Genomic DNA, 26,199 nt, shown 5'->3' on the forward strand with positions numbered 1-26,199 from the left:
ATCGCCACCTTGCGCTTCAATGCCGCCGCCGAGCGCACGGCATGCCTGGGGTCGCGGTACCACTTGTCGAAATAAGCCTGGTCGTAAGTTTTGCGCATGCTTCAACTCCACAGGAACGTGGATGGTAACCGCGCTTTAACAGACAAGGCGCAAATTCGTGAATCACAGCCGAATATTTCCTTGCGTTCGTCGTTGGCCCGGTCAGCGTAATAGGCAACCGGGCGTTGAGGGCCTATGTGCCAACGGGGGAGCCACCAACCATGCCCGCACCACGCTTGAGATACCTGGGCTTGCTGTTGCTTGCCGCAGTGTTGCCGCTGCAGGCCGCCGGCAATGCGCCGCTCAGTGCCGACGATATCGCCTGGCTGCGACGCGCCAGCTTCGGCCTGGACAGCGCCACGGTCGAACGCTATCGCGAACTGGGCCGTACGCGTTTCCTGGATGAGCAATTGGCCGGCGGCGATGATCCCCTGCCTCCCGCCGTCGCGCCACTGATCAACAGTTACGAGGTCTACAACACCTCGCCTGCCAAGCTGATCGCCGACTACCGTGCCGAAGCGAAAAAGGTGAAAGAGGTCGATGCCGCCGATACCAGCGCCAAGGAGATAGCGAAGAAAGATTTCCAGATGTATCGCCGCGATCTCTACAAGCAAAGCCAGGAAGTGGAACTGCTGCGCGCCATCTACGGCCAAAACCAGCTGAAAGAGCAGATGGTCTGGTTCTGGCTCAACCACTTCAACATCTATGCGCGCAAAGCCGCGATAGGCCTGTTCGCCACCGATTACGAAGAGAACGTCATTCGCCCGCATGCGCTGGGCAAGTTCAAGGATCTGGTGATGGCCACGCTGGAAAGCCCGGCCATGCAGTTGTATCTGGACAACGCCCACAACGTGCGTGGCAAAACCAACGAGAACTACGCGCGCGAATTGATGGAGCTGCATACGCTGGGTGTGCATGCCGGCTATACGCAACAGGACGTGCAGCAGCTGTCATTGATCCTGACGGGCGCCGGCATCATTCCGCCGCGCGAAGGACCCAATACCATCGATGGTCTGGATGGGCGTTTTTTCAATCAGCGCCCTGGCGTCGTGCGCAATGGCCTGTTCGTCTTCCTGCCGCGCCGGCACGACTACAGCACCAAGCAATTTCTCGGGCACACCATCAAGGGCAGCGGCTTCGATGAAATCGAACAGGCGGTGGACCTGATCGTGCATCAGCCGGCGTGTGCGCAATTCATTTCGCAACAGCTGGCCGCTTATTTCATTGCCGATGATCCGCCGCCGGCGCTGGTCAATGCCATGGCCAACACCTTCCGGAATACCGATGGCGATATCGCCGCCGTGTTGCGCACCATGTTCCTCTCCCCATATGCCACCACCGGTGCCGGCAAGAAATTCAAGGATCCGATGCAATTCGTGGCCTCCGCGATGCGCATGAGCTACGACGGCAAGCCGGTCACCGATGCCGATCCGCTGGTGAACTGGCTCAATCAGATGGCCGAACCGATGTACGGCCACATCACGCCGGACGGCTATCCCAGCGACAACACAAGCTGGTCCAGCTCCGGACAGATGGCGAAACGCTTCGATGTGGCGCGCGCGATCGGCAGCGGGCGCAACCGGTTGTTCGCCAATGCGGATGGCGAAGTACAACACGCCGAGCCACCGATGTTGAACTCCGCCTTGTTCCAGCAGACGCTGGAACCCACGCTCTCCAGCGCCACGCGCGACGCGCTCGGCAAAGCCAACTCGCCGGCGGAGTGGAACACCTTTCTGCTGTCCTCCCCCGATTTCAATTACCGCTGAGCCAAAGAGGGACCGTTATGAACCGTCGCGAATTCCTGCTCGCCGCCGCCAGCGCCACCGCGTTGCCGGCACTGTCTTTCTCCGGCCGTCTCTTTGCCGCACCCGCCAGCTCGCCGCGCTTCCTGTTTGTGTTTTTGCGTGGCGGCTATGACTGCAACAACTTCCTGGTGCCGTACAGCAGCGACTTCTACTACGAATCGCGCCCGACCATCGCCATCGCCAAGCCCGACGCCAATAACCCGAATGCGGCACTGCCGCTGGATACGAATTGGGGCATGAACCCGGTATTGCGCGATTCGATCTATCCGCTGTGGGAAAAGAAACAGATCGCCTTCATTCCGTTCGCGGGCACCGACGATCTCACGCGCAGCCATTTCGAAACGCAGGACAGCATCGAACGCGGGGAGCCGCTGAACGTCAACGGCAACTACCGCTCCGGTTTCCTCGCGCGCCTGTCCAGCCAGCTTACCGGCGTACCCGCCATCGCCTTCACCAACAGCTTGCCGCTGAGCTTCCAGGGCGCGAGCAAGGACATTCCCAATATCTCGCTGAAGGGCAACACCAAGGCGAATTTCGATGATCGGCAATCCTCCATCCTCGCCGGCATGTACAAGAACACGCCGCTGGCGTCCGCCGCTGCCGATGGCCTCAGCCTGCGCAGCTCGGTATCGATGGATCTGCAAAAAGAAATGACCGCCGCCAGCCGCGGTGCACCGAATGCTTCCGGATTCGCACAGGAAACACAGCGCATTGCCGCGTTGATGCGCGATCAATACCGCCTCGGTTTCGTCGACGTCGGCGGCTGGGATACGCATGTAAACCAGGGCAACGTCACCGGCGGCCTCGCCAACAATTTGCGCAATCTCGGCAATGGCCTTGCCGCCTATGCCGCCGCGCTCGGCAATGAATGGAACAACACCGTGGTGGTAGTGGTTTCCGAATTCGGCCGCACGTTCCGCGAGAACGGCGACCGCGGTACGGACCACGGCCACGGCACGGTGCATTGGGTACTGGGCGGCAAGGTCAATGGTGGACGCATTGCCGGCGAGCAAGTCGCAGTGACACAGCAGAACCTGTTGCAGAACCGCGATTATCAGGTGCTCAATAATTATCGGGATGTATATAGCGGATTATTGGGGCGCATCTGGGGCTTGCGCGGCAATCAGCTGCAGGATGTATTTCCGCAGGCGAAGCCACGTGATCTGCAATTGGTGTAACAAAAAAGCCTTACCCCAAGGCCTTCATTCCCGCGTAGGCTGGGATGAAATCCCAGCATTAGGAAGCCGCATAAAAGCTGGAATTGTCATCCCAGCCTACATGCCCGAAGGACTAACTCGCCGAGACCATTGCATGCGTCCCACCGCCCTAGCCACCCTCACGCTATCGCTCAGCCTGCTACTCGCACCAATCCTTACTCTTGCGGCGAACACCAACCTCACCCCCAACGACATCGCCTGGCTACGTCGCGACAGCTTCGGCCTCAACACCACCATGGTCGCGCAATACCGCGCACTCGGCCGCAACACCCTCCTCGCCAAACAACTCAACGATCAACTCGCCGACACCCTGCCCACCCCCATCGCCGCGCAAATCGACAGCTACGACGCCTTCCACACCCCGCTCGATCAGTTGCTCACCTCACTGCAGCAGGAACAACAACAGCTGCGCAACATGCCGGATGGCCCGGAAAAACAAGCCGCCAACAAAGCCATTCAACAACGCGGCAACCAGATCGGCTTGCAAGCGCAACAAGCCGAACTGCTGCACGCCATCTACGGCCAAAACCAACTCAAGGAACAACTGGTGTGGTTCTGGCTCAACCACTTCAGCGTGTATGCGCCCAAAGGGCGCGTGCGCTGGGAGCTGGCCGATTACGAAAACACCATCCGCACGCATGCGCTCGGCAAATTCCGCGACCTGGTGATGGCCACGCTGCAAAGCCCGGCCATGCTGGAATTTCTCGACAACGCGCAAAACGCCAAAGGCCACGTCAACGAAAACTACGCGCGCGAACTGATGGAGCTGCACACGTTGGGCGTCAACGCCGGCTATACCCAACAGGACGTACAGCAACTGGCGCTCATCCTTACCGGCGTCGGCATCGCACCGGTAGATGGCAAACCCGAAAACTTCAACCCGAAGATGGCCTCATTGGTCGTGCGCGATGGCTTGTTCGAATTCAACCCGCAGCGGCATGATTTCAGCGACAAGCAGTTGCTCGGCAAACCCATCAAAGGCAGCGGTTTCGACGAAGTGCAACAGGCCGTCGACCTGATCGTGAAGCAGCCGGCCTGTGCGCAGTTCATCTCGCGCAAGCTGGCGGCCTACTTCGTCGCCGATAACCCGCCACCCGCGCTGATCAACAAAATGGCGCGTACCTTCCAGCGTACCGATGGCGATATTGCGCAGGTGATGCGCGTGATGTTCCAGTCGCCCGAGCTGCTCACCGGCGCTGGCAAGAAGTTCAAAGACCCCGCGCAATTCATCGTCTCGTCGGTACGTTTGGCTTACGACGGCTCACCCATCGTCAACGCGCTGCCGTTGGTGAATTGGCTCAACCAACTGGATCAACCGCTATTCGGCCGCATCACCCCCGACGGCTGGCCGCTCGATAGCGATGCCTGGTCCAGCTCCGGCCAGATGGCCAAACGCTTCGACATCGCGCACGCCATCGGCACCGGCAACAACCAACTCTTCACCCCCGACGGTAGCACCGCCCGCACCGCCGGCTTCCCCATGCTCACCACCCGCCTGTATTACGACGCTATCGATCCGTATCTGTCGAAAGCCACCCGTGATGCCTTGGCGAAGGCGACATCGCAGCAGGAGTGGAATACTTTTCTGCTTTCATCGCCGGATCTCAATTATCGCTAGCGGAGGCCTTTGCGTGGCAGCAGTGGTTGGGTTGGCGCCAATGGCACTAACTTAGGCGGTCTTCGCTCGACTACAGCGAAAAACTTTGAACCCGTCGTCCCGACGGAAGCCGGGACCCAGCGACTTGCATTTCGCCCAAGACACTGGGCCCCGGCTTTCGCCTGTCTCCTGATCACATCTTTTCGGGCTTGCTGATCCCACTCGATCGCTGCAAAAACGCCGCAAACCAGTTCCGTCACCTGCTTGCAGGGGACGGAGCGATCATCGCAAGACTGGACTCTGGAGCTATATCGGATTTGCGATCAAGAGACATGGCTTTCGCCGGGGCGACGATGCCTAAGTGAGTGCCATTGGGGTTAGCGCAGCGTAACCCAACCTACGCATCCTCAACCCGCCGATACTCCCCTTCCATCACCCTTTCCCAATTCACTCCGCCATCAAACGAACTCTCCAACACCAACCGGTAAACTCCATCTGACACCCACTCGTAGATGTGCCGCGTCTGCCCGCGCTGCGAACTGCGCAAGAACACCAGACGCTTCCCATCCCAATGGCCTGTCGCCGGCTGCGCAGGCGCAAATCCGTAACTGTCGAACCAATACAACGCGTACTCACCCGGCTCCTGGCCGCCCATGAACACCGCATGCGCCTGCAACGCCAGCTTGCCATCGCGCGTTTCGCGGTAATCCAGCACTAACGCCTTGCCGCCAAGGTCGAGCCGCGCGCTCACATGCCCTGTCGCAGGCCCACCCTGGCCCCAGCGCGTGGTGGCGATCGTTTCCTCGCCCAACCACTCGCCTGCCAACGCGTCCAGCACATTGCCTTCCAGAACGTCCATGGCGATCACTCCCTAGCGTTTCCCGCCACCAATAAATGCTTGGCGATTTGACCGTGCAGATAACCGAGCGCACGCACGATGTGCAGCGTGGCAAACAACATCACGATGCCGATAATCGACGCGCAAATCGTCCCCGGCCAACCGCCCCACCAGTTCACCCAATTGCATACCCACACATCGCCATTGCAGCTGGCATATGGAATACCAAAGGACTCGAGCACGACCTTCGCAATCGGTGCCAACGCCAACGCCAGCGAGGTGGCAAGCATGGTCACGGCGAGCGTGAAATAGGCAATACCCAACGGCAACATCAGGATCATGTAACCCACCGTGCCCCACGTACGCGGATCACTGATCACCGCGCCAATGCGCTGCCAGAACGACATGCCGCGCGTGGAAAACGCCGGCCGCCGCGGCATGCGCACGCCAAGCATGGTCTCCACGATGCGCCCTTCCACCAGCGACAACACACGCACGGAACCCAGGAACAACAGCGCAAACGGAATGCCGATGATCAGCACCAGCAAACCGAACGACAGCGACAATCCCGTTACCGCCCAGGTGAAATAAAAGATGCCCGTGGCCAGCGACAGCACCATGTAGAACAGCGCGCCGTAAGTATGTGGATCGGCCGCCACGCCAAAGAACTGACCCACCCAGGACGCCTGCTTCGCCGGCCGCGGTGGACGCAGCGCACGCTGGATTTTTATTTCCTGATCACGATAGATATCCGCCACTTCCTCCGGCGCGCCGTAACTGCTGACCACTTTCGCCAGCATGTCCGCTTCGCTGCGCCCTGGCTGATCGGCCAGTTCGGCGCGCAGATGCTCCTCCGCGTCATACAGCGCATCCTGGATCAACGCCGGATCCGCGCCACGCAGCGCCGCCCGCAGTTGTTCCAGATAATCGGCAATCGTCCTTGGCATTTTTGGTGCATCCGCATTCATCGCCAGTCTCCTTGCAGAACCTTGTCTACCGAATCGCGCGTAGCCCCCCACGCCGCAATCCACTCGCGCAGCACCTCGCGTCCCAATTTGGTGATGCGGTAATAACGCCGCGGCGGCCCGCTTACCGAGGGCTCCACCTCGCTGGCCAACAGACCGCTCCCTTCCAGATTGCGCAACACCGGGTAAAGCGCGCTCTGCTTGCCCGCCAGCACGCCCTCTTCCCCCAGCTCCTCCAGCCGCTTGGCAATCTGATACCCATACAACGGCTGCCGCGACTGCCCCAGCACCGCCAGCAACACCAGCGACACCGTCCCTGCCGACAGCTCTTTCTGAAACTTCTTGATTTGAGCCGCAATGTCTTCCACGGCTGCCCTGCCCTTCCACTTATCGTGGAGAGAATAGTAGTGCGAAGTTCGCAGTAGTGTATGGGTATGAAGTCATGGGGCTGGTTACCTGTGCCATCTGGGCATGACACCAATGTATGTACACGTTGTACAAACATTGGTGTCAGAGGGGGCGCACATACATTGGTGTCAGCCGACTCGGCTGGTCCTGAGACTAGGCACTAAAGAAGCCTGACACAGCCGCTCGGAGTATCTACACCCGCGCTAAATAGCGCCCTCCAGGAGTCCAACAGGACAATGTGCGGACTTAGGCAGGATTGAACAGCACTTTCGGCGAGCCCCCTTCACGAGTGCCTGATTTGAGGCAAGGGGCTATCCGCGCCAAACCATTCGACTATATTTTGGGGAGGTCTGCTTTCGACCGAGGCTGTGTGAAAACACAAAATCGTATGTGGCCAAGCGCCTCCGAAGCGTCATCGACAGCGATTCGCGATGAGCAACGAAGATCATGCTGCGATGGCTTGCATCAATGCCTTGGTCCCCACGATTTTGATCACTCGTTTCATGTTGTAAGCCAACACATACAAACTCATTTCGGTGGCAACCTTTGGCAAGGTTCGCATTAAGAAATGCGTCGACCCCATCCATGCCTTGAGCGTTCCAAAAACATGTTCAACGGTTTGGCGGCGCACACGCATGGCTTCCGGATGATGGTCAAGGCGCCGTTGCATGGTGTCCAACACTGCCTCGTGCTCCCAGCGCCGGATACGCCGATAGCGTGCAGTGGTGCATGCGCTGCGTAACGGACATGCGGGGCAGGTGGAGGGCCAGTAGACATGCACCATCGAGCCATCTTCGATGGTCGTCATGCGCCGAGGGGCTTCCTCGTTCGCTGGGCATCGATAGCTATCGCGGTTGGCGTCATAGCGAAAATCCCGCTTATCGAAACGCCCCGCTGCCATGCTGCTAGATGTCTGCGTTTTAGGCACTAACGGCGTAATACCGTTCTGTTCGCAAGCGAGAATCTCTTCGCCCTTGTAATAACCCCGGTCGGCGATCACGGTCAGTTCGTCACACGCCATGGCGGTTTTTGCGGCACCGGCTGTGCTAGCTAGACGATGACGGTCATGGCCTTCATTGGTGACCTCGTGTGCCACGATGAGATGGTTGGCAGCTTCCACGGCCATCTGCACGTTGTAGCCCACCACGCCCGAGCCGCGGCCATGTGTGGCCATGGAACGTGCATCCGGATCGGTCATCGATAGCTGTTGATCGGGTGTTCGACGCATGGCGTCGCCCAGGGATTTCAGGTGTGCCATGTGTTCGCGGACGGTGGCGATTTTGCGTTGGAGATGGGCCACTCGTGCTTCGGGTAACTGACCTGGTTCGCGGTCAGCGCGGTCGAGCTCATCCAAGTAACGCGCCACGCTGGATTCCAACTGTTGTATGCGGGCTTTGAGTTTGGCTTCCGACAGATTGCGATCACGGCTGTTGACGGCCTTGAACTTGCTGCCATCGACGGCCGCCACGGCATCGGTGAAAAGCTGCATGCGCCGGCATAACAGCACGAATTGGCCGCAAACACGACGGATGGCAGCGCCGTTGTCCTTGCGGAAATCGGCAAGAGTTTTGAAATCAGGCGAACAACGGCCGGCCAGCCAGATCAGTTCGATATTTCGTTGCGTCTCACGTTCCAGGCGGCGACTGGAGGGTATGCGATTGAGATAGCCATAGATATAGATCTTAAGCAGGATGTTCGGGTGATACCCCGGACGGCCTGTTGGAGCAGGTGTGACGCCATCAAAACCCACGTTGCCAAGGTCCAGCTCATTGACGAAGACGTCGATGACACGCACAGGGTTGTCTTCGTCGATGTAATCATCCAACCGTTCGGGAAAGAGCACGGCCTGCGATCGATCCACGCTATCCACGAATCGCTTCATGAGACACTCCCGCTGGAATGGCGCTAGAGTAGACGCCTTGTTTTACCGGGTGTTTTCACACAGCCTGGACCCATAGCGGACCTTTTGAAATTGGGGGGGGACGTGAGAAGGACACTCTTTTGCGCCATGTTGATGTGCGTGGCCGCTAACGTTTTCGCGGACTCCCCGAAGCGGACAATAAGGGTCTTCTTGCCAGCGTCCATTGCAGCTACATTTCGAGGATTCTGATAGTGGCGGGAACAAGGAAGCATGGACTTTCACGCGCTGTTTGAGAGCACGACCCACGCGGCATTCAAACTGTTGCAGGAGCCTACCTGGGCAGCAACAAACTTTTGCCACTACACGAGTCTCCAAGGGGCAGTTGGTATTGTCGAAAGCCAGGAGCTCTGGCTGTCGGATCACCGTTTCGTCAATGACATGCGGGAATACGCGTATGGAAAGGATCTGGCGCTTAATGTGATTGTGGAAGCTGCCGGCACGGAAGTGGATCCTGAATTCCGAGGATTCCTTGAGAGGTTGAGGGAGTCCGTCAAAATCTCGAGTGGTCGTGCCATCTACATTGCATCCATGTCCCGCTCCCCAGACAAACTGGATCAGTGGAAGGGTTACGGAAATAGCAGCGAAAGCATTTGCATCAAGTTTGACGCCGACTTTGCCCTGTGGAACGTGGGGAACTCACACCCCACACACGTGCGACAACAAATGGTCATCTATGAAGAAGACGTGCAGGTGAACCTCATCCGGGCCCTGATTCGAATATTCAAAGACAAGTTTGATGGGTATCGGACGTTCAGCGATCCATTCCTAGCTGATTTGAGTTATCTGATCGAAAGTCAGTTCATCCTATTCAAGCATCCACAGTACGCATCAGAGGACGAGTTGCGACTAACGATCGAGAACGCGAGCCAAACCGTGGAGAACAAGAAGCCCAGGCATCGGGTCGCCAAAGGCATGGTGATCCCGTACATCACCACAAAGTACATTTCCAGAGACCTCCAGCCACCAGGCAACAGGTTGCCCATCAGGGAGATTGTGGTCAGCCCAACATCGCGCGCTGACCTGCTGGAGAGCGTGAAAGTCTTTGTTGTCAACATGGGATATCCGGATGTTCCGGTGGTTGGGTCGAGCATCAAGTTCAGGGGTTAAGGTTGATCGCGTGTTCGCCGTTCAACCCATCTTTGCAGCGTGGTCTCCTGAGTGAACTGTCCGCTTTCGACCCGGAGCGGACGTTTGGTCAGAATCAAATTTGACCGCAGAAGCAACGCGTCCGACACCAGTACGTTCTGTAGACTGAACCACCGAACTGCTCAAATACCATCGCAATCGGAAAAAGCGTACTTTCTAAGTCTCACCAGTAGAACGTCGCTTCAATATGCCATCGAGCTTTGCGATGACCTCATCCGAGCTCACGTACTTACCACTCTCTCTGGCCTCGTCTCTCGACGCTAGAGCCCTTTCAAAAAAAAGTCGGTCATCTTCACGCCAAGCCACGCCCTTTTGCAGTACTTCTTCGATAAATCCAATAGCAGTCTCGCCAGGTCTCAGCACTTTGCTGACGGCCAACAATAAGTCTCTATTGATGTAGATAGGCTTTTTATTGCTCTCGTTCATAAGTACACACCTCCCGACAGTCACCAAACCATTCACCACTGGTCAGACCGTCTATGCAGTTGATGGACTAGTTCCGACCACCTACCGGTGACCCACTCTACGGCACTTCTCGTTGGAAGCTCTTTTCGATAACCATCTAAGCGATAGAACGCACGCGCATCATTTACCGCTACGGCTCCGGCCAGCACCTTTACGGCATCATCCATTGCCAATTCAATTGCATCAACAATTTCAAGGGCGATAGAACGACTGTCAGCATCTCGGCCAGTAGATCCTAGCCAGTAATCCGCCGCCATATAGGCCTGGCTCAACTTTTTTAGACGATCTCGATTTCCCTGACTCTGATACCTAGCTTCATAAGCGTCGTACAACTCGGGAACCGCATCCCGCACACCCAAACGCTGTACGTTGAGTGGCCTCAACAACTGCGATATGGGTGGATAGTAGGCGGGGCTTTGTTCGAAAAAATGCTCAATTAGTCGAGTTGCCATATAAATCCGCTGCGCCTGGAAGGCTGACGGCAGTGGAAGGTAACGAAGCCCAGAATATTGTTCGAATAGGCTTGGCCCGGAAGATTCGTCTGGCGCGTTTAGGAGCTGCGTCATTGAAATACCCTGCAACGCGCACAAATTGATGAGCGATCTCATGCTCGGCCTACGAGACCTCCTTTTTGCATGCCTGTCCATGTCACGCAGAATAAGACGCATTGATTCTTGCACCACTCCACTAGCACGTGCATTCAAGCGCAAACCGCGCACAAATCTCGCGTAGCTATGCCACCCCATCGGCATCTCTCTCGGTGTCGCACAATATTCGACGAGCTCATGGACTTGTTGGTCCACCCATATAAGGAATCCGGGTAAATATCCTGGCCGAGCTTCGTGTCCGAGTGGCTTTTTACACGATGAGCAAAACCGTCGCCTATCAAGTTCATGTACATTCCGCTGAAAATTGCCGCAATGAGAGCAGGCATGTTCGAATTTGCACTCATGGATTGGGCAACAACTAGCGAGATCAATGCTCCACATCAGTGGTTCATAAGACAGTTCATCCCAGTACTCATAACATACCGGGCACCATCTTCTACGTTGACCACCGTATAGATTCGAATGCATCGAAAGGATGTCTGAGAGAGCCCACAACGTTCCGCAGCGCAGATGTTTAGCGCCTGTCAGGAGCTCAAGTCGATCCACATGACTCAGCACCTTAGCCGTTAGTCCACCATCAAATACGATTGCACTACGATTAGATTTCCCATCCTTCCACCTGATGAGCTCTCTAAGTTCGGCGGGGATGAGCCCTGTTACCCAAAGGAGACGATCTGCGTAGTGCTGAAGCGATTCAACATGCGAAGTTCCGACACCACGGAGAGTAAGCGGGGGTAATATAGTCCAATTTCCGGCCCCTCCAAATTTCATCGACGCCCCCTTTCATCATTGAACAGCCTACAGATCGTTGCAGCATCCGCTGGGGTTCGGAGGCTGTCAAAAAGCGCAGCCTCAGCGTGAAGCGTAGCTAACGTCGCAGCGTTACTAACCGCACCCTCTAGATGGCGTCGGCATATTGATGAACAGCCATCGATAGCGCGCAGATCATCCGCCCTGCGATAAAAAGCATTAATTTCACCAAAGACGCCAGCGCTAGATGCGTAGGCCAAGTCGAGTGTTCTATTCACAAGACTGAACCGACTGAATGGATACTCTTTGGCGATCATCGTTGCAAGTCGCTCGAAGCTTTTTAGATCATCCTTTTTGTCGTGCCTGTAACGATCAATAAAAACGAACCGAGATCGACGTAAAATCTCTGCATCACCCTCCCAAAGTGCAGCCACCCTAGGCACACCGAATAAAACCAGGGTTATGCCAATCTCTTCTGCAAGACACATGTAGTTAATCATGTGGTCTACAGGACGCTTTGATGGATGGGTATAGGTAAGTGAAGCCGCCTCGTCGATAAAGATCGCTCGTAGTCCACGAATAGGCGCCATGCGCTCTACGTAGGTTCGCATTTGGTGCTCAGTGCGTTTCGCACGCATGTCAAGGCCGAAGGTGCACGCCAAACGCTCATCCATGTGTGCATGCACCTCATTGGAATCACCGACGTCGGCCCGACGAACTGCCCAGCTGAAATCAGGTTCGAAGAACGCCAGATACAACCGCGTAATGAATTCCTTTGGGCTAAAGGTAGATCGATCGGTGGGTGTCGCTCGTACCGGAATGACTGGAATTTGCCCAGCGGTCCAGGTTTCCGGAGGACCTGCTATAGATTTTATCGCGTCGTAACGGATTTCCGACTTTCCTATCCCTGACATGCCCACCACAAAAATGATCTGCCCACGCATCCTCGTATCAAGGGCGCGGCTCAATGCAAGCCGCCCCTTTTCAAATGCTGGGTGCTTGATGATCGCCCTCATCCCCGCGGCTCCGTTTCAAAAGGCTCCACTCTTTCCTCTGGAGACGACCAGCGGCGCTTTTCCTGCTCAGGTGTAACTTCCGTGTTAGCCGCCTTCTCATCCGGAGTCACAAGGTGAGCGGAGCTCCCAGCGGCCGCGTTGGCCTCTTCCGTTCGCTGAGTGCGCCTTACCCTACATTCGTTGCGAATCCTTGTGTTCTCGGAGCGCACACCTCGATCAAGCAGCGCTTCCGATAACTTATCAAGATCGCTCAACGCACCGTTGCGAAGACTGTCTGCGGTTGTAGCGAGCACCCAGCCAGTGGAGAACTTAACGTACATCCGCCGAGCATCAACGCAATCCAATCGCTTTTCCAAGGCCGGGGAGAGTCGAATTCGTTGCAATAATTCGTTGCTCGTATAAGTGCGTCCTCGGCACCTCATACCACGATTCCCATCAATCCTGATGTCACGCTCGATGGGAATGGAGGTTGCAATATGGAACTCTTCCTTATTGATTACATGAACAACCCCAGCTGTACCAAACATGCTAACCAGCGACTCGTTCTTCTCATCGCCGCTAAGGCGATCATTCCCGTAGGGAACGGACGGCATGTCGGTGAAAATATAGGTGTCAAGCAGTTCAACGACAGTCTTGTAGTTGTGCTGTGCGGTTGATCGGCTCTTCTGACGAGCCGTAACTGAGCGGCCTCGCTGATCAGGCGCCGTGCTGCCAAGGAATCCATGAGCATGCTCAGAATTGATTCTTCCCAGCGCGTTTTCGGCGAGCGAGTTCTTTCGTGGATTTCCAGGAGGTGGCTGTATCCTTGTCATCCCATAAACTGAACAAAATGACTCAAACCACGCTCCGATATATTCAGAGCCGCTGTCGGCAACCCAATATTTAGGGAGAAAGCCCTGGCGATGAAGAATGTCGCGGATAAGAACGGCTAGTGCATTTCGGCACGCAGCTCCAAACATCACAGACCGTCCTAACGGTCGCCCCGTAGCTGAATCCATTGCGATGTAGATTGTGGGGCATTCGAAACCAAGATTTGCAAGTAAGTCCGGACTGCACCGCAGATCAAACTTAGTTGCGTCGACGTGAACCATGAGCCCTGCGACGGTGGATCGCAGCGTGCGATGAGCGGGGTCAATGGCTGGTTCAACGGCGTGATACCCCCTATAGCCACCCTCGGTGTAGGCACGTACAAGGTGATTGAGTTGCCGCAAGCGACGATTGAAAGTGCTCCTGCATGGCGTCCGTATGCCTTCACTTTCGCAACGAATTCTCAAATTATCGTGAGCTTGAACCTTCGTGCGAATCAACGCGTCTTTTCTGAATCGGCTTATCGACCAGCACAACGCCTTTTCTTGATCGCCGGTTAATTGTCCCGCTCGTCTCCCCGATTTCCCGTAGTGTGTTAGGCAAACTGCCAAAGGGCTTTCACCTACCTTTTTCGCCTCGGCAACCAGCGCAACCAAAGGCGCATAGCGACGAGTCGCTTTCTCTTTGCCTTCTAGCATCCGGCATACCCGCTCCAAACGCTTTACACCGTACGCATAATCTGACGGACGAGCCAACAAGACAGGAGATTCAACGGCGGGTTGTGTCAGTCCGGACCTCAGTGCTGCAAGCGTCTGATCGTCATACTCGCGAGCGCGGGTCTCCGATTCATAAAGTGTGAAACGTTCTGAGGCGTCTAGCGGCAATGATTTGAGAGGCCCGAATACGTAACCCTTGGCCATGGCCGCCAGAACGTGCGTGCCGGTCAGATCTTTGACCTCATCGAGGGCTTCACCTAATGTCATTACCCGTGCTTCCAAGGTCTTCCGCAACCGAGAAACACACGGCTCATCCGCAATATCAGTGCAGTGCGAACCAATGACGCCGTACAGTGCTAATAGATTGGTCTGGTAGATACCGTGGGGCTCCGGAGGCGACCACACCTCATAACTAAGCCCCCTATTTTTAGCCCACTCTACGAGCGGAGGTCTTTGCCATCGCCCATCTTCTAAGACCCATTCTCCCGGGCGCTTGGACGCCAACTTTTCGAGACGATGGTGCGGCTTGCATTCGATTAGGCGAATTCGACCATAGTCAAAGACCATGAAGTCGATCGTCATGGAGTTTGTCTTTCCATAACGCTCGATATTCTTAGGGCTAACTTGAACGTAGTACTCGTGGCATCGCCCAAAAATCTCGAGCTCAAGGCCTAGGAGGAACTCGCATGTATAGCTTTCGAAGCGTCGCCGGTCGTCATTTTTTGATGAGTAGAAGTCGACGATGATGTTTTTCAACCCTTTTTGGGAAAGGTCCCGAGACGGGCTGTTCAAACGCATCTCCTCGACTTCACGAATGACTGTTGGCGTAAGCCCCTGAGCCTGGTAATACAGCGCACGATTTGATTCGGAGAACATAGGTATACCCTCTCGAAAGGCGCGCAGAACCCCTACGGCGATAAGAACGCCGCTGAATTCATGGCACACGGAAACGGATTCGCACCACAAAGTGGCGGAAGTGCTTGACGTGTCGGGGAGAAGGCACTAAAACTGGAAGGGAAGCAGGTCAGCAAAGCCTCGCCTTCACTACCGAACCCCACGTCTGATCACGTGGGGTTTGGCGTTTATAGCGCCTCAAAGACGCTATCCGCTCATGATTGCCCCTCCTTCACATGATTTTGGCTAGCCCCACCGCCGGCCATGATGGATCGGAGCCACGCGCGTACGACTGGCGTGGCCGCAAACCAGCCGCGGCGACCAGGGACCTGAAACATTTCAAATGGAAGCCGGCCCGCTTGGCGAGCCTTTGCTAATGCCCCGGTGGAGGGGTAGCCCAGCAAACGCGCTGTCTCGGCCGCGGAAAGTATAGGCGCCTTAGGTAGGTAACTATCCATCTCCACCAGCGCATTTGAATTACTGATCATTGAAGCCCTCACTGCCCCGACGATGATCGCTAGTCGCGCTTAGTCCTACTTAGTCACACCTTGTCTTGCGCACTCACAAGCCAGCGCCCATCGCTTGCCAGGAATAGAGGATGTATGCCGTAGCGCCATTTGCCCGAAAACTGCGCCGGCGCAACAAAAAAGTCAAGCTAACCCTTTGTTATATATGACAATCACTAATAGCAACGCATATAGCAAACGCATAGTATTCAGCTGGTAAACTGCAAGGGGATCAACGACTTCCAAAACAGCCAAAATGCAGGCAATTCGTCCAACGTATTGAGACGAGCGCCTAGCAAAGTTCCGGGAGGTCGTCACAGGGGACAGGGGGAAGACGCATGCGTTTGAAGTCCGTAGCCGTCAAAAACTTTCGTTGCTATCGCGAAGAAGCTTTCGTCGCGATTGATGACCTGACCACCTTTGTTGGAAAAAACGACATCGGCAAGTCTTCGATTCTTGAAGCGCTCGAGATCTTCTTCAACAACGAGACCGTGAAGATCGAAGCTGATGATGCCAACATCTTTAACTTAGACAAAAAGGTGTACATCACCTGCGAGTTCGAGGATCTGCCAATTTCGCTAACACTTGATGCAGGTGCAGAAACCACACTGGCCAATGAGTACATGTTATCGGCAGCAGGTACTCTTAAGATTCAGAAGGTCTACGACTGCAAGGGCAGCAGGCCCAGTGTTGAAATCTTCATTTTGGCGCAGCATCCCACGGCTGACGGTGTCTCAGGGTTACTGGAACTTAAGGAAAAGGAGTTACAGGCCCAGATCAAAGCAAAGGAACTAGCTGTCCAACTCAAGGGCAACCCTGGAATGCGGAGAGCCCTATGGGAGGCCGAGGCAGACCTAAAGCTTGCTGACGTCGCATTGCCAATGGGCAAAGCGAAGGAGGACAGTAAGCGCATTTGGGAGCAGCTAGATAGCCACCTGCCAATCTTTGCCCTGTTCCAAAGTGATCGCAGCAGTCGCGACTCTGACGGCGAAGTGCAGACCCCCATGAAGGCAGCGGTCGCCTCGGCCATTGCAGAGATGCAAGGTGAGATCGAACAGATCCAGCGCAAGGTCAAGGAGAAAGCCGAAGAAATTGCCCGCAGCACCCATGAGGCCCTAAAAGCAATTGATGCCAATCTGGCGAAGGAACTGAACCCTCAGTTCACGCCACCGACTACCGCAAAATGGACCGGACTGTTTTCAGTCAATATGGATACAGATGACGGCATCCCACTGAACAAGCGAGGTAGCGGAGTACGCCGACTCGTACTTGTCAGCTTCTTCAAAGCGGCAGCCGAGCGGCGCTTAGCTTCAGGCGGCAGCAAGCGGAGCATCATCTACGCGATCGAAGAACCCGAGACTGCACAGCACCCGAACAATCAAAAGATCCTCATCGAATCCTTCAAGACGTTAGCTAGCGAATCCGGCTACCAGGTACTTTTAACGACACACAGCCCAGGATTCGCGGCAGAGCTTCCGACGGACAGCATTCGCTTCATCTCTCGCGACGCTAACGATAACCCGGTAATTGACGAAGGCGTAGATGTCTTTGGTCAGGTCGCGCAAGCGTTGGGGGTCGTCGCAGACAGCAAGATAAAAGTCTTACTGTGTGTTGAGGGACCGACTGACGTTGCCGCATTGAAGTGTCTGAGCGGAGCACTGAACCTTGCAGATGCCACCATTCCGGATCTGGCGAATGATGGGAGGGTGGCCTTCATCGTGCTGGGAGGGTCTACTTTGCAGCACTGGGTGACCGAGCACTACCTCAAGGGGCTAGGGAGGCCTGAGGTACATATCTACGACAGCGACGTAGCCATTTACGGAGCATCGGTCGCAGAGGTCAACAATCGAACCGATGGATCTTGGGCAGCACAGACATTGAAGTATGAAGTGGAAAACTACTTACATGCTGATGCAATTCACGAAGCATTCGGCGTGAACATTGTTGTACCCGACCAGCTCGATGCAAATGGGAACGCAGTGCCTGCAATCTTCTCGGCAGCGCTACATGCATTGAATCAAGTTGGCTCGCCGGTCAACGACAAGACGGCAAAGAAGAGGCTGGCTGGACAAGCGTTCCCACGGATGACGGCCGCAAGATTGAGGGAACGCGACCCGGCGGGTGAGGTAGAAGGCTGGCTACGGCGAATTGCAGCGATGTTGTGAATACCAAACATTCTTTTGCAGATAAGACAGTTTTCATTGTCACCACTAGAAGACTAGTGACCTTATTTCAAGAGACCCCTTCTGAGAAAAATCATGCAGTGCGACATCCTTTATTTATTGGTAAATGAAGAGCACTCGGCCTTCAAAATCGGTGTTAGCCACCGACCACACCAAAGAATTTCGCGCCTTCCCAATAATATAGATGTCTCGTCTAGCTATGAAGTTCGCTTTCGAGATGGCTCTGCCTATGAGGCTGAACGCGTGCTGCATCACATGTTCCGCCAAAAGAACTTTGATATGCCTCGCGGCGAAGGTTATACCGAGTGGTTTGATATTGCTTCGCTCGAAGACGTTCTTAGATTCATAGAAAATCAGAAGCATCTACTTAGCGTAGAGGAAATCTGCAGGTTACGGCCACGTCCCCTTCCATTAAGAGCGACAACCGAGGAAAGAATCGCTAAGCGAGCAGCCAAGGAGAAGCGTGCTGCTGAGAGATCGCACATTGCTGCCGAGCAACATGAGCGCGCGCGGAGAGTCAATGAAGAGAGCTTGATACAACTAGAGGCATGGCTGGATGAAGTGGAAAATATCGGTTCACTAACTGGCATTTTAAAACCCAGGCCGGCCAAACCAAACGATGATGGATATATCTACCTCAAAGGTAGCCAAGCCAGTCGGCTGTTTGAAAAAGCGCAGGACCCAATTGAAAAATGGACTTCACTTGTTTGCCCACATGGCTTTATGGCGATTCTTTGCGGCGGTAGCCAAATGAGCCGAAACTACATGCAGATTTGCGTCAACGGCCGTTTTTTAACCGATGAACCAATAGATCCCTATCACCAATCCCGTTTTCCCGGTTGCGAGGCCGTCAGGTCAATGTTGGTAAAGCGCGCTGCCGTTATCGGCACTCCAGACGATCTTCGCCTCCAAAGGATCCGCAGAACGATAAGAGCGCAAGAAGCTAAATTCTTTCTGGAATTGGAAAAACAATGGTCAGGCGCGCTCTCTGAGGAGTTAGATTCAAGATGACTGAGTTCAATTTCACCGGCCTTCACCCTGCCTTTGTTGAAGCAGTCAATCGGCATGAGCCGTCCATCGCGTTCACGCTTCTCGACGGCCATGGTCGATTTGTTTTTTTGCTATTTCTTGTGACTGACTCGTCCGGAAAGATCATCTGGGGCGACCTTGAGCTATTCCTGTTGCTTGGCCGAACACAGCGAATGCTTAGATTCAAATTACTCGGCAATCATAAGATAAAAGGTGACTTTAAAATCCGACTAACTCAAGAAGATGAAATAGCAATCAGAAGTGAACTTGACCTTGGACAAGCAACTTCGGGCCCGGCATTCAACCTCTGCAACTTCCTTAGCAAGCTAAACGGTTTGATTCCGTTATCTATCCCGCTAGAGGAGAAAATAGCTGTAATCAGGGCCGATAGAGAACCCATAAAAGCTAACTGCGAGTCATACCTTGATCAGGCGGAAAAAATCTACCTTCTTAGAGCGGCGCCGCTCCCTCCAGGTAAAAATCCACGAGAGGAAACGCTACGCAAGCTCTATATGCTTGACGCTGCGATAGATGACGTCGCCGCACTGATTAGGAATCTCAAACGAGTACGTTGGACAACTTACTGGACGGCGGTTGAGCCCAACACTGACAAATTTGCGGAGATATTTACCAAAGTTGCGCGCGCATCCACGGGGCAGTAACTAGAACATCTTCCTTTGTTGCAATCCACGGCTGACTCAACGTTTCAAGGTTCGCAAACGACGGGGGTAAGGCGTATATGAGGATCCAGTCTTGCCAATTGTTCTGAACGCATTCTCGCAGAAAGGCCAAGAGTTGAAGCCCGAAACCAGCCAGGTCTCCTATGACAAAGAGACGTCGAATGACTTTCGTGCGCAATACGTAACCGCTTTCGGTGAGAATGTCTTGTGAAGTGCAGACTCGGCCCAAACGGGATGCATCTTTTTGATCGGCGTTCAGGCCTGAATGTCCTGCTAGACGAGTTGCGCCCAGGAGAGGCAGTTTGGTCGACGTCCCCCCGGCAGGTGTCTATTGCACTCACCAATGTCTGTGATCTTCACTGCGCGTACTGCTACGCGCCGAAGCACAAGGCATCACTGCATACTGATCAGATACTCGGCTGGTTAAAGGAATTGGATACTGAGGGGTGCCTCGGCGTCGGATTTGGCGGCGGCGAACCTACCCTGCATCCTGATTTCGTCGACGTTTGCAAACGGGCTGCGGCCGAAACTGAGCTCGCGGTCACATTCACGACTCATGGTCATCGCTTGGCGCCACAGCTGGTCGAGCGCCTCAAGGGCTCGATCCACTTCGCACGCATTAGCGTTGACGGGGTCGGCTGCACCTATGAAGAACAGCGCGGAAAGCAGTTTGCCAGCCTGCTCCGAGGCATGGATTCGATTGCAACCCTGTCTCCCTTTGGGATCAACGTCGTGGTCAACGAGCGCACAGTTTCAGAACTTGATGCGATGAGCGAACTCGCGCAAAAGGTTGGAGCTAGCGAATTGCTATTGCTCCCTCAGCAAGCAACCGCCGCGGTTGCAAGCATGGATGAAGTGGTCGGCCGGGCACTTCAGGGCTGGGTATCCAACTACAGAGGTAAGGTTCGCCTGGCGATCAGTGAGATGGATGCAGCAGGACTGCCGACTTGCGACCCATTCCCCGATGAGCGAGGCCTTCGGGCTTATGCACACATAGACGCATCCGGCATGCTGCGTGCAAGTTCTTACTCGCCTGCCGGCACGAAAATAGGAGACGCCGGCGTTCTTTCGGCGCTTAAGCGACTCAAAGCTACTTTAGAGACCAGTGAGGAGGCGCAATCATGAAGATTTGGAACGGATACGGGTCCGAGCACTCGATGAACCTGGTTCTCATCGGTAGGTTCAAGCGAGCACAAGACGCGGAGAAGGTTGAGAAGGATATTGACAGACTCAGCGCTCAGGCTTCGAAAGATGACAGCCACGCCGTCTCTTTTGGTGACCCAGAAGATCAGAGGTTTTCAGATGACATGCTCTCGTTACTGCGGAGCCTGAACCTCAACACCTTAAGTCCTTCTGATCTCGGGCAGTTGGTATCTGACCATCACCTCACGCGTAAAGGCGACCAAATCACTGTCACGACTGACGAGGCTGAAGTGTCTGCGTTCGTGAAGCTCTTCATCGAAGCTGGAGCGAAGGTCGAGGTCTTTTCGGCGCACGACTACCCGTCCGATTCTGACGATGCCAACTGACGGAGAAGGCGCCGATGCCTGAAATAAATTGGGATGTATTCAGCGAGCTACCCGGAGCAGCGGACGAGAACTTCGAAAAGCTTTGCCGCTCTTTGGTGCGCCGACACTACGGGTGTTTCGGTCGCTTCAAACAACTCGCAAACCAGCCCGGCGTGGAGTTCCATCTTCAGCTGACGGAGCCTTGTGATCTCGGAGCGCCACCACGCTGGATCGGTTGGCAATGCAAATGGTATGAGCTGGCAAACGGACAAGACTTGGGGGCCGTGCGCAGAAGCAAGATCATTGAGGGCATGGAGAAAACGCGCAAGCATGTCCCAGGTGTAACTGATTGGAAGCTTTGGACACGCCACACGCTGACAAAAGCAGATCAACAATGGTTCTTCGCTCTTGAGAATGATCGCTTCCCCGAGCTGAAGTTGGAGCTACTGACGTCAACCGACATCGAAGACCTCCTCGCTGGTCCGGGAACACTACTTCGAGAAACCTATTTCGGTGAGCTCGTTCTGACGCCTGCCCTACTTGCTGAGCAATACAGGCTCGCTGCGGCTCCGTTCAAGCGCCGATACCAGCCAGAAGTTCATGTTGTCGTTGGAGCCGAAGAGAAGATACTCAGGCGTCTGGGCGGCCAGAGCGCGTGGCGGTCACTCAAGAAACTCTCAAGTGCCCTAAAAGCGAATTGCACGGACATTGCTTCGCGGACAGAGCAACTCAAAACTGAAATCAAGGCCAGAGTCGATTTACTTTTGGCTCGAGCTACGGGCTTGGCTGAACTACTTGATAGTCTGCACGCAGCGCTAGGCAAGGGCGACTTCGACGCTGTACAGCAAATACTGGCGTCGAATCCACCTCTGCCGGTGCGCTACGACAGACTGCTCTCGAAACTGCGGGGGGCACGTTCTGACGGAGCTCCGTTAACTTCGAATCTGGTCGCGGACATCCACGCAGTTTCGTCGACACTGCGTAGTCTGGAGCGGTCGATCGGCGTTCGAGCCGTGGCCGTGCTTGCAGCTGCTGGCGAAGGAAAGTCCGAGCTCGCCGTCAAGGTGACGCAAATGGACGCGGAATTCCCTGGTGGGGTCTTGCTGTTGGGCAAGAACCTTCATTCAGGCCAAGGACTTGACGATCTCGTGTCTGCCTTCAAGATTTCTGGCAGGCCAGCGGAAAGCTTCGACCGCCTAGTCGAGGCCGTAGATGCGGCGGGTCAGCGCGCGGGGAAACGCATCCCCATTGTCATTGACGGCCTGAATGAAGCGGAAGACCCGAGAAATTGGAGGGATGAGCTCTTCCGAGCGGATGAGCTTTTGAAGGAATTTCCATACGTCCTGCTGGTTGTCACGCTGCGCAACGAGTTCGCGCAAATGTGCCTGCCAGATGAATTTCCTCAAATTAAGCATAACGGGTTCCAGGAAGATCCTCAGACGGCCATCGACAAGTACTTTGAGTACTACAAGATCGACGCTACCGACGCGGATCTACCAATCGAGTTCTTACAGCACCCCTTAACGCTGAGAATCTTCTGCGAGGTGGCGAACCCGCGCCGCCAGCACATGGTCGGGGTGGAGGCGCTGCCCAGTTCACTTACAAGCTTGTTCGAAGAGCACTTCGACAAGGTCGCCGCACGCGTCGCTGAGCTGTCACCGACGTCGAACCGCACCTATCAGGAAGAAGTGCAAGATGCGCTGCGGACCATCGCGGGTCTCCTTTGGGATGGCAACACGAGAAGCGTGGAGTTTCAAGTTGCACGGACGGCAGTTGGAGATGTGGGCCGCTGGGACGCCAGCGTCATTCGCGCGCTTGAGTCCGAAGGTGTCCTCGTTCGAACGACTTCTGAAGACGGCGGCCAAGGAATCGCGTTTGCATACGACCTAATGGCCGGACATGTGATGGCGCACCATCTGCTTGCTAAGCCGGCCTTGGCACCGTGGCTTCAAAGCGATGAAGGACGCCCGAAGTTCCAATTTCGTGAGCCTGGGTCGCATACCTTCGCCTATGACGTGTTCAGGGCCCTGGTTGGCCTGTACCCGCACCGTCTTGGCAGGCGCCAGCTTTGGCAAGACTTGTCGGACGAGAATCTCGTCCTAAACGCTCTGTTGTTGACTGCGCAATCGGACCCAAGACACATTGGGCGGGAAACGGTGGAACGGTTTGCGCGAGCAATGCAAGAATCGAAGCAGTTCGCACGTTTTGCCTTCGAGAGACTTCGAAGCATCAGAGCAGCGCGAGCGCATCCGTTTGACATGGACTTCTTGCACGGCGTGCTCTTGGCTATGTCCAATATCCAGCGCGATCTTTTTTGGACGGAGTGGGTTCGCGAGAAATCCGAGGAGATTGAAGACGATTTCAAATTTCTGTCGACCAGATGGAATTCCAGTGGCCTAGATGAGCGAGAGATTCGACGGGCGCGCTGGGTGATGTGGACACTGACATCGACGTCTAAAAGATTGCGTGATGTGGCGACCAAGACCCTTTACGAATTCGCCACCAAGCGGCCAGCGGAGTTTTTCCGGCTAGCAATGGAGGCAATTGCCGTTTCAGACCCATATGTCCCTGAGCGGATGTTCGCCGCTGCCTACGGTGCGGCGCTAACCACTTGGTCGGATATCAATGCTGTGGAGATGCGCGAAACTCTGCCTAGATTCGCTCGTGAGATTTACCGAGCGATGTTTGCGCCTGGCGCGACGCATCCTACTTGGCATGCCCTATATCAGGAGTACTGTCTGGGAACCATTGCCATCGCAAGGATGGTTGATCCGAATTGCTTGTCTGAGCACGAGGCTGCTCATCTCCTTCCACCGTTTAGCTATCTGCCCAGTCCATTTGAGAACATGCCGCAGTACGATCCAGCAGTGATCGAACGTGCAAGGCGCGAGGCGATTCGAATGGACTTCGGCAACTACACTATGGGGAGACTGATTCCAGGCCGCTCAAACTACGACAACCGTAACCCAGAGTACCTGCGGGTGCTGCCGGCAATTGTTTCGCGAATGCTGATGCTTGGCTATGACCCTGAGCAGTTCGAAGCTATTGACCGGCAAATGAAATCCGGCTCTCGAATGGGAAATGACAAGCATAAGGTCGATAGATATGGAAAAAAATACGGCTGGATCGCCTACTTCGAGATGTGGGGTGTCCGGTACGCACAGGGCCTCCTTGCTGAGGATCGCGGCGCTCGCCCCTCTGACGCGGACATTGACCCGACGTTCCCGCTCGAGGCCGCCACCATCGACCTGCCACTCCCAGATTTGTTCAACGGCCAGCCTACGGATGCTGGCGACTGGGTGGTGAGAGGGCCGCAACCAGACTACCGCCGCATCCTCGAGATCGCGGAGATTGATGGCCTGACGGGTCCGTGGGTCGTACTTGACGGGTTCCTTGAACAGAACGCCCCCACTGATGACCGACAGGTCTTCACCTTCCTTCGAGGTGTACTCGTAGACAGCGGAGAAGTCGAACGCCTGTGCATGTTGTTCACTGGTCTCGAATATCCTGGCAATGATGCCATTCCGGAGGGGCCAAGCTACTACTACACGTATGCAGGGGAGATGCCTTTCTCTTCGACCCCGGGACTGCCTGCCGTTGATGTGCAAGAGGATGATGGTTCCGAATACATGGTGTCTGCTGATCGGCGGTCAAACAACGGCGTTGCGGTCAGCGTCCCGGTACAGAAATACGCCTGGGAGAGCTACCACAGCGCCGTGAATCAGAGCAGCGGTGCGAGCCTGCCTTCTAAACTGCTCTGTGAAGCTCTGAGTCTCAGGTACCGCGCCAACAAATGGGACTTGCACGATGCTTCAGGCGTGGCGTCCCTATACCGTGAGGTCGGCGAGTATGGTTCGCAGATAAGTGGCTCTTTCAGCTATCTGCGTCGCGACCTTCTTGACAACTACTTGAAACAGTCCGGCAATGCGCTGGTGTGGCTCATGTGGGGAGAGCGTGGTTTCCATCACCGATCAGCCGAGGCACACAACCTGCACGAGTACTACGCAAACCACCAGCATATTCACAAGCGCATTCACGTCTATCAGCCTGCTTCGAGTGCTCTACCGTAGGCCGAATCATGCGAGGCGATACGCCATTCTTGGAGGCAGTAGACGTTTATGGGGACGTGGAACCGGCTGCGAATGCAGTATTCGGCAAGTCATCAAATACAAAGGGGAATTCGGCATTGCAGCCATTTCGTAGTTTTTGTAGAAGTTGCTCAGGCTCGAGTCCCTCTTCGTGAGTAGCAAGGTCAAGATAGAAGTTATTATTTTTGTGCTTTGCATAGATTATCCAATCACCAGTTAGGCCACGAGCCGCGCGCTCCTCAAACCCTCCCATGACGAGACGATGTGCTAGCACGTTTGGCCATACGTCTGGATCTTGGCCGTGCTCTTTCTGGATCTCTGAGATCATCGCTGACAGGCCTTTGTTGCCTCCATTATCAAGATTCCAGCGAACACCTATGTTTTTAACGAGGTGCTTAGGCGAGAAAAAGTGCTTGTGCCAGAGTCCCTGCAAAGGGGGTCTTTTAAATTGTGCCTCTTCCTTTGTTCTGGACGTCGGTTTGATACCTTCCAGATAGTCAATTTCATCCAAGACTGAGAAGGCATCAACATTTGCGGAAAACGCATTTGCTAAGCGAATCGCTAAAGCGATACTTATACGCTCGTGATAAGGCTTTCCGCGCGTGACTGCTTTCTTGATGGCGATGAGACCATCCTTATCAAAGCTCATCTTTACGCTACCGTCCTGTGCCATTTATGTCCTCCGACGTCCCCACGGTTTTGAGTAGCACCACGATCTAGAGGTGTCGCGTTGACCGGTTGAATCCATAGTCGAAAGCAGACCTAAGCAAAGCACATCGCTCCGTCTATGAATCAGTGCTCTTTTTGCCCCGCTTTTGGGCAGTCCGTGGCGCCTGCTCTACCACATCCGGCCCCGCTCCGACGGCGATTTGGACGGAGGCGTTCGGGATCTCATTCGCAAGGCTGGCCATAGTCACCTTTTCTCGCTTTGCCTTTTCGAAAAGTTCGTAGAGCTGCTCTCCGCTGATGGTCGTCCCTTCATCCGCAACGATCAGGGTATTGAAACTTATGGC

20 protein-coding genes are annotated in these 26,199 nt (G+C 55.1%); 10 read left to right on the plus strand and 10 right to left on the minus strand.

The features are described from left to right. The first annotated feature begins 260 nt into the window (after positions 1-260). From VJR68_RS00130 to VJR68_RS00140, 3 genes are all read left to right on the plus strand, one after another. Positions 261-1,805, plus strand: coding sequence for a DUF1800 domain-containing protein (locus VJR68_RS00130; protein ID WP_324145515.1), 1,545 nt, complete (start codon positions 261-263; stop codon positions 1,803-1,805). Between the two features lie 17 nt (positions 1,806-1,822). Continuing rightward, the gene (locus VJR68_RS00135; protein ID WP_324145516.1) at positions 1,823-3,022 is read left to right on the plus strand and encodes a DUF1501 domain-containing protein; all 1,200 of its coding nucleotides are present in this window, start codon (positions 1,823-1,825) and stop codon (positions 3,020-3,022) included. Between the two features lie 133 nt (positions 3,023-3,155). Beyond that, positions 3,156-4,679, plus strand: a complete 1,524-nt coding sequence (locus VJR68_RS00140; RefSeq protein ID WP_324145517.1) for a DUF1800 domain-containing protein — start codon at positions 3,156-3,158, stop codon at positions 4,677-4,679. 376 nt (positions 4,680-5,055) lie between these two features. Here VJR68_RS00140 and VJR68_RS00145 read toward each other — a convergent pair whose 3' ends face one another. The 4 genes from VJR68_RS00145 to VJR68_RS00160 all read right to left on the minus strand — a co-directional run bounded on the left by VJR68_RS00145 (position 5,056) and on the right by VJR68_RS00160 (position 8,751). Further along, positions 5,056-5,517, minus strand: a complete 462-nt coding sequence (locus tag VJR68_RS00145) for a DUF1579 family protein (protein WP_324145518.1) — start codon at positions 5,515-5,517, stop codon at positions 5,056-5,058. A 5-nt stretch (positions 5,518-5,522) separates the two neighbouring features. Further along, positions 5,523-6,464, minus strand: coding sequence for a sensor domain-containing protein (locus tag VJR68_RS00150; protein WP_324145520.1), 942 nt, complete (start codon positions 6,462-6,464; stop codon positions 5,523-5,525). Continuing rightward, positions 6,461-6,829: a PadR family transcriptional regulator gene (locus tag VJR68_RS00155; RefSeq protein WP_188792599.1), complete on the minus strand. Its 369-nt coding sequence runs from the start codon at positions 6,827-6,829 to the stop codon at positions 6,461-6,463. Before VJR68_RS00155 ends, VJR68_RS00150 begins: the two co-directional genes overlap by 4 nt. A 485-nt stretch (positions 6,830-7,314) precedes the next feature. Beyond that, complete coding sequence (locus VJR68_RS00160; RefSeq protein WP_324145521.1) at positions 7,315-8,751, minus strand: IS1182 family transposase; 1,437 nt, start codon at positions 8,749-8,751, stop codon at positions 7,315-7,317. Positions 8,752-9,000: 249 nt separating this feature from the next. Here VJR68_RS00160 and VJR68_RS00165 point away from each other — a divergent pair, with 249 nt between their 5' ends. Continuing rightward, the gene (locus VJR68_RS00165; protein WP_324145522.1) at positions 9,001-9,897 is read left to right on the plus strand and encodes a DUF2971 domain-containing protein; all 897 of its coding nucleotides are present in this window, start codon (positions 9,001-9,003) and stop codon (positions 9,895-9,897) included. Between the two features lie 195 nt (positions 9,898-10,092). Here VJR68_RS00165 and VJR68_RS00170 read toward each other — a convergent pair whose 3' ends face one another. The 4 genes from VJR68_RS00170 to VJR68_RS00185 form a co-directional block, all read right to left on the minus strand. Next, positions 10,093-10,362: a hypothetical protein gene (locus VJR68_RS00170; RefSeq protein WP_324145523.1), complete on the minus strand. Its 270-nt coding sequence runs from the start codon at positions 10,360-10,362 to the stop codon at positions 10,093-10,095. A gap of 32 nt (positions 10,363-10,394) precedes the next feature. After that, positions 10,395-11,009: a hypothetical protein gene (locus VJR68_RS00175; protein WP_324145524.1), complete on the minus strand. Its 615-nt coding sequence runs from the start codon at positions 11,007-11,009 to the stop codon at positions 10,395-10,397. A 767-nt stretch (positions 11,010-11,776) separates the two neighbouring features. Beyond that, positions 11,777-12,775 (minus strand): AAA family ATPase, encoded by a 999-nt coding sequence (locus VJR68_RS00180; protein ID WP_324145525.1) that lies wholly within the window; start codon positions 12,773-12,775, stop codon positions 11,777-11,779. Further along, positions 12,772-15,174 (minus strand): hypothetical protein, encoded by a 2,403-nt coding sequence (locus tag VJR68_RS00185; RefSeq protein WP_324145526.1) that lies wholly within the window; start codon positions 15,172-15,174, stop codon positions 12,772-12,774. Before VJR68_RS00185 ends, VJR68_RS00180 begins: the two co-directional genes overlap by 4 nt. Before the next feature lie 862 nt (positions 15,175-16,036). Between VJR68_RS00185 and VJR68_RS00190 the strand changes: the two genes are divergently transcribed. The 6 genes from VJR68_RS00190 (at position 16,037) to VJR68_RS00215 (ending at position 25,168) form a co-directional block, all read left to right on the plus strand. Next, entirely contained in the window at positions 16,037-17,863 is a 1,827-nt protein-coding gene (locus VJR68_RS00190) for an ATP-binding protein (RefSeq protein WP_324145527.1), read from the plus strand. A 93-nt stretch (positions 17,864-17,956) separates the two neighbouring features. Beyond that, on the plus strand, positions 17,957-18,892 hold the full coding sequence (locus tag VJR68_RS00195) for a GIY-YIG nuclease family protein (protein WP_324145528.1): 936 nt from the start codon (positions 17,957-17,959) through the stop codon (positions 18,890-18,892). Next, on the plus strand, positions 18,889-19,572 hold the full coding sequence (locus VJR68_RS00200; protein WP_324145529.1) for a hypothetical protein: 684 nt from the start codon (positions 18,889-18,891) through the stop codon (positions 19,570-19,572). Before VJR68_RS00195 ends, VJR68_RS00200 begins: the two co-directional genes overlap by 4 nt. Positions 19,573-19,914: 342 nt before the next feature. Next, the gene (locus VJR68_RS00205; protein ID WP_324145530.1) at positions 19,915-20,715 is read left to right on the plus strand and encodes a radical SAM protein; all 801 of its coding nucleotides are present in this window, start codon (positions 19,915-19,917) and stop codon (positions 20,713-20,715) included. After that, entirely contained in the window at positions 20,712-21,119 is a 408-nt protein-coding gene (locus tag VJR68_RS00210; protein WP_324145531.1) for a DUF6375 family protein, read from the plus strand. The genes VJR68_RS00205 and VJR68_RS00210 overlap by 4 nt, the downstream gene beginning before the upstream one ends. 14 nt (positions 21,120-21,133) lie before the next feature. After that, the gene (locus VJR68_RS00215) at positions 21,134-25,168 is read left to right on the plus strand and encodes a hypothetical protein (RefSeq protein WP_324145532.1); all 4,035 of its coding nucleotides are present in this window, start codon (positions 21,134-21,136) and stop codon (positions 25,166-25,168) included. 46 nt (positions 25,169-25,214) lie between these two features. Here VJR68_RS00215 and VJR68_RS00220 read toward each other — a convergent pair whose 3' ends face one another. Further along, positions 25,215-25,859, minus strand: coding sequence for a hypothetical protein (locus tag VJR68_RS00220; RefSeq protein ID WP_324145533.1), 645 nt, complete (start codon positions 25,857-25,859; stop codon positions 25,215-25,217). A 112-nt stretch (positions 25,860-25,971) separates the two neighbouring features. Further along, a partial coding sequence (locus VJR68_RS00225; protein WP_324145534.1) for a hypothetical protein occupies positions 25,972-26,199 on the minus strand: 228 nt, incomplete at its 5' end.

The organism is Dyella sp., from assembly GCF_035277725.1.
In the GTDB taxonomy this organism is placed as follows: Bacteria; Pseudomonadota; Gammaproteobacteria; order Xanthomonadales; family Rhodanobacteraceae; genus Dyella_B.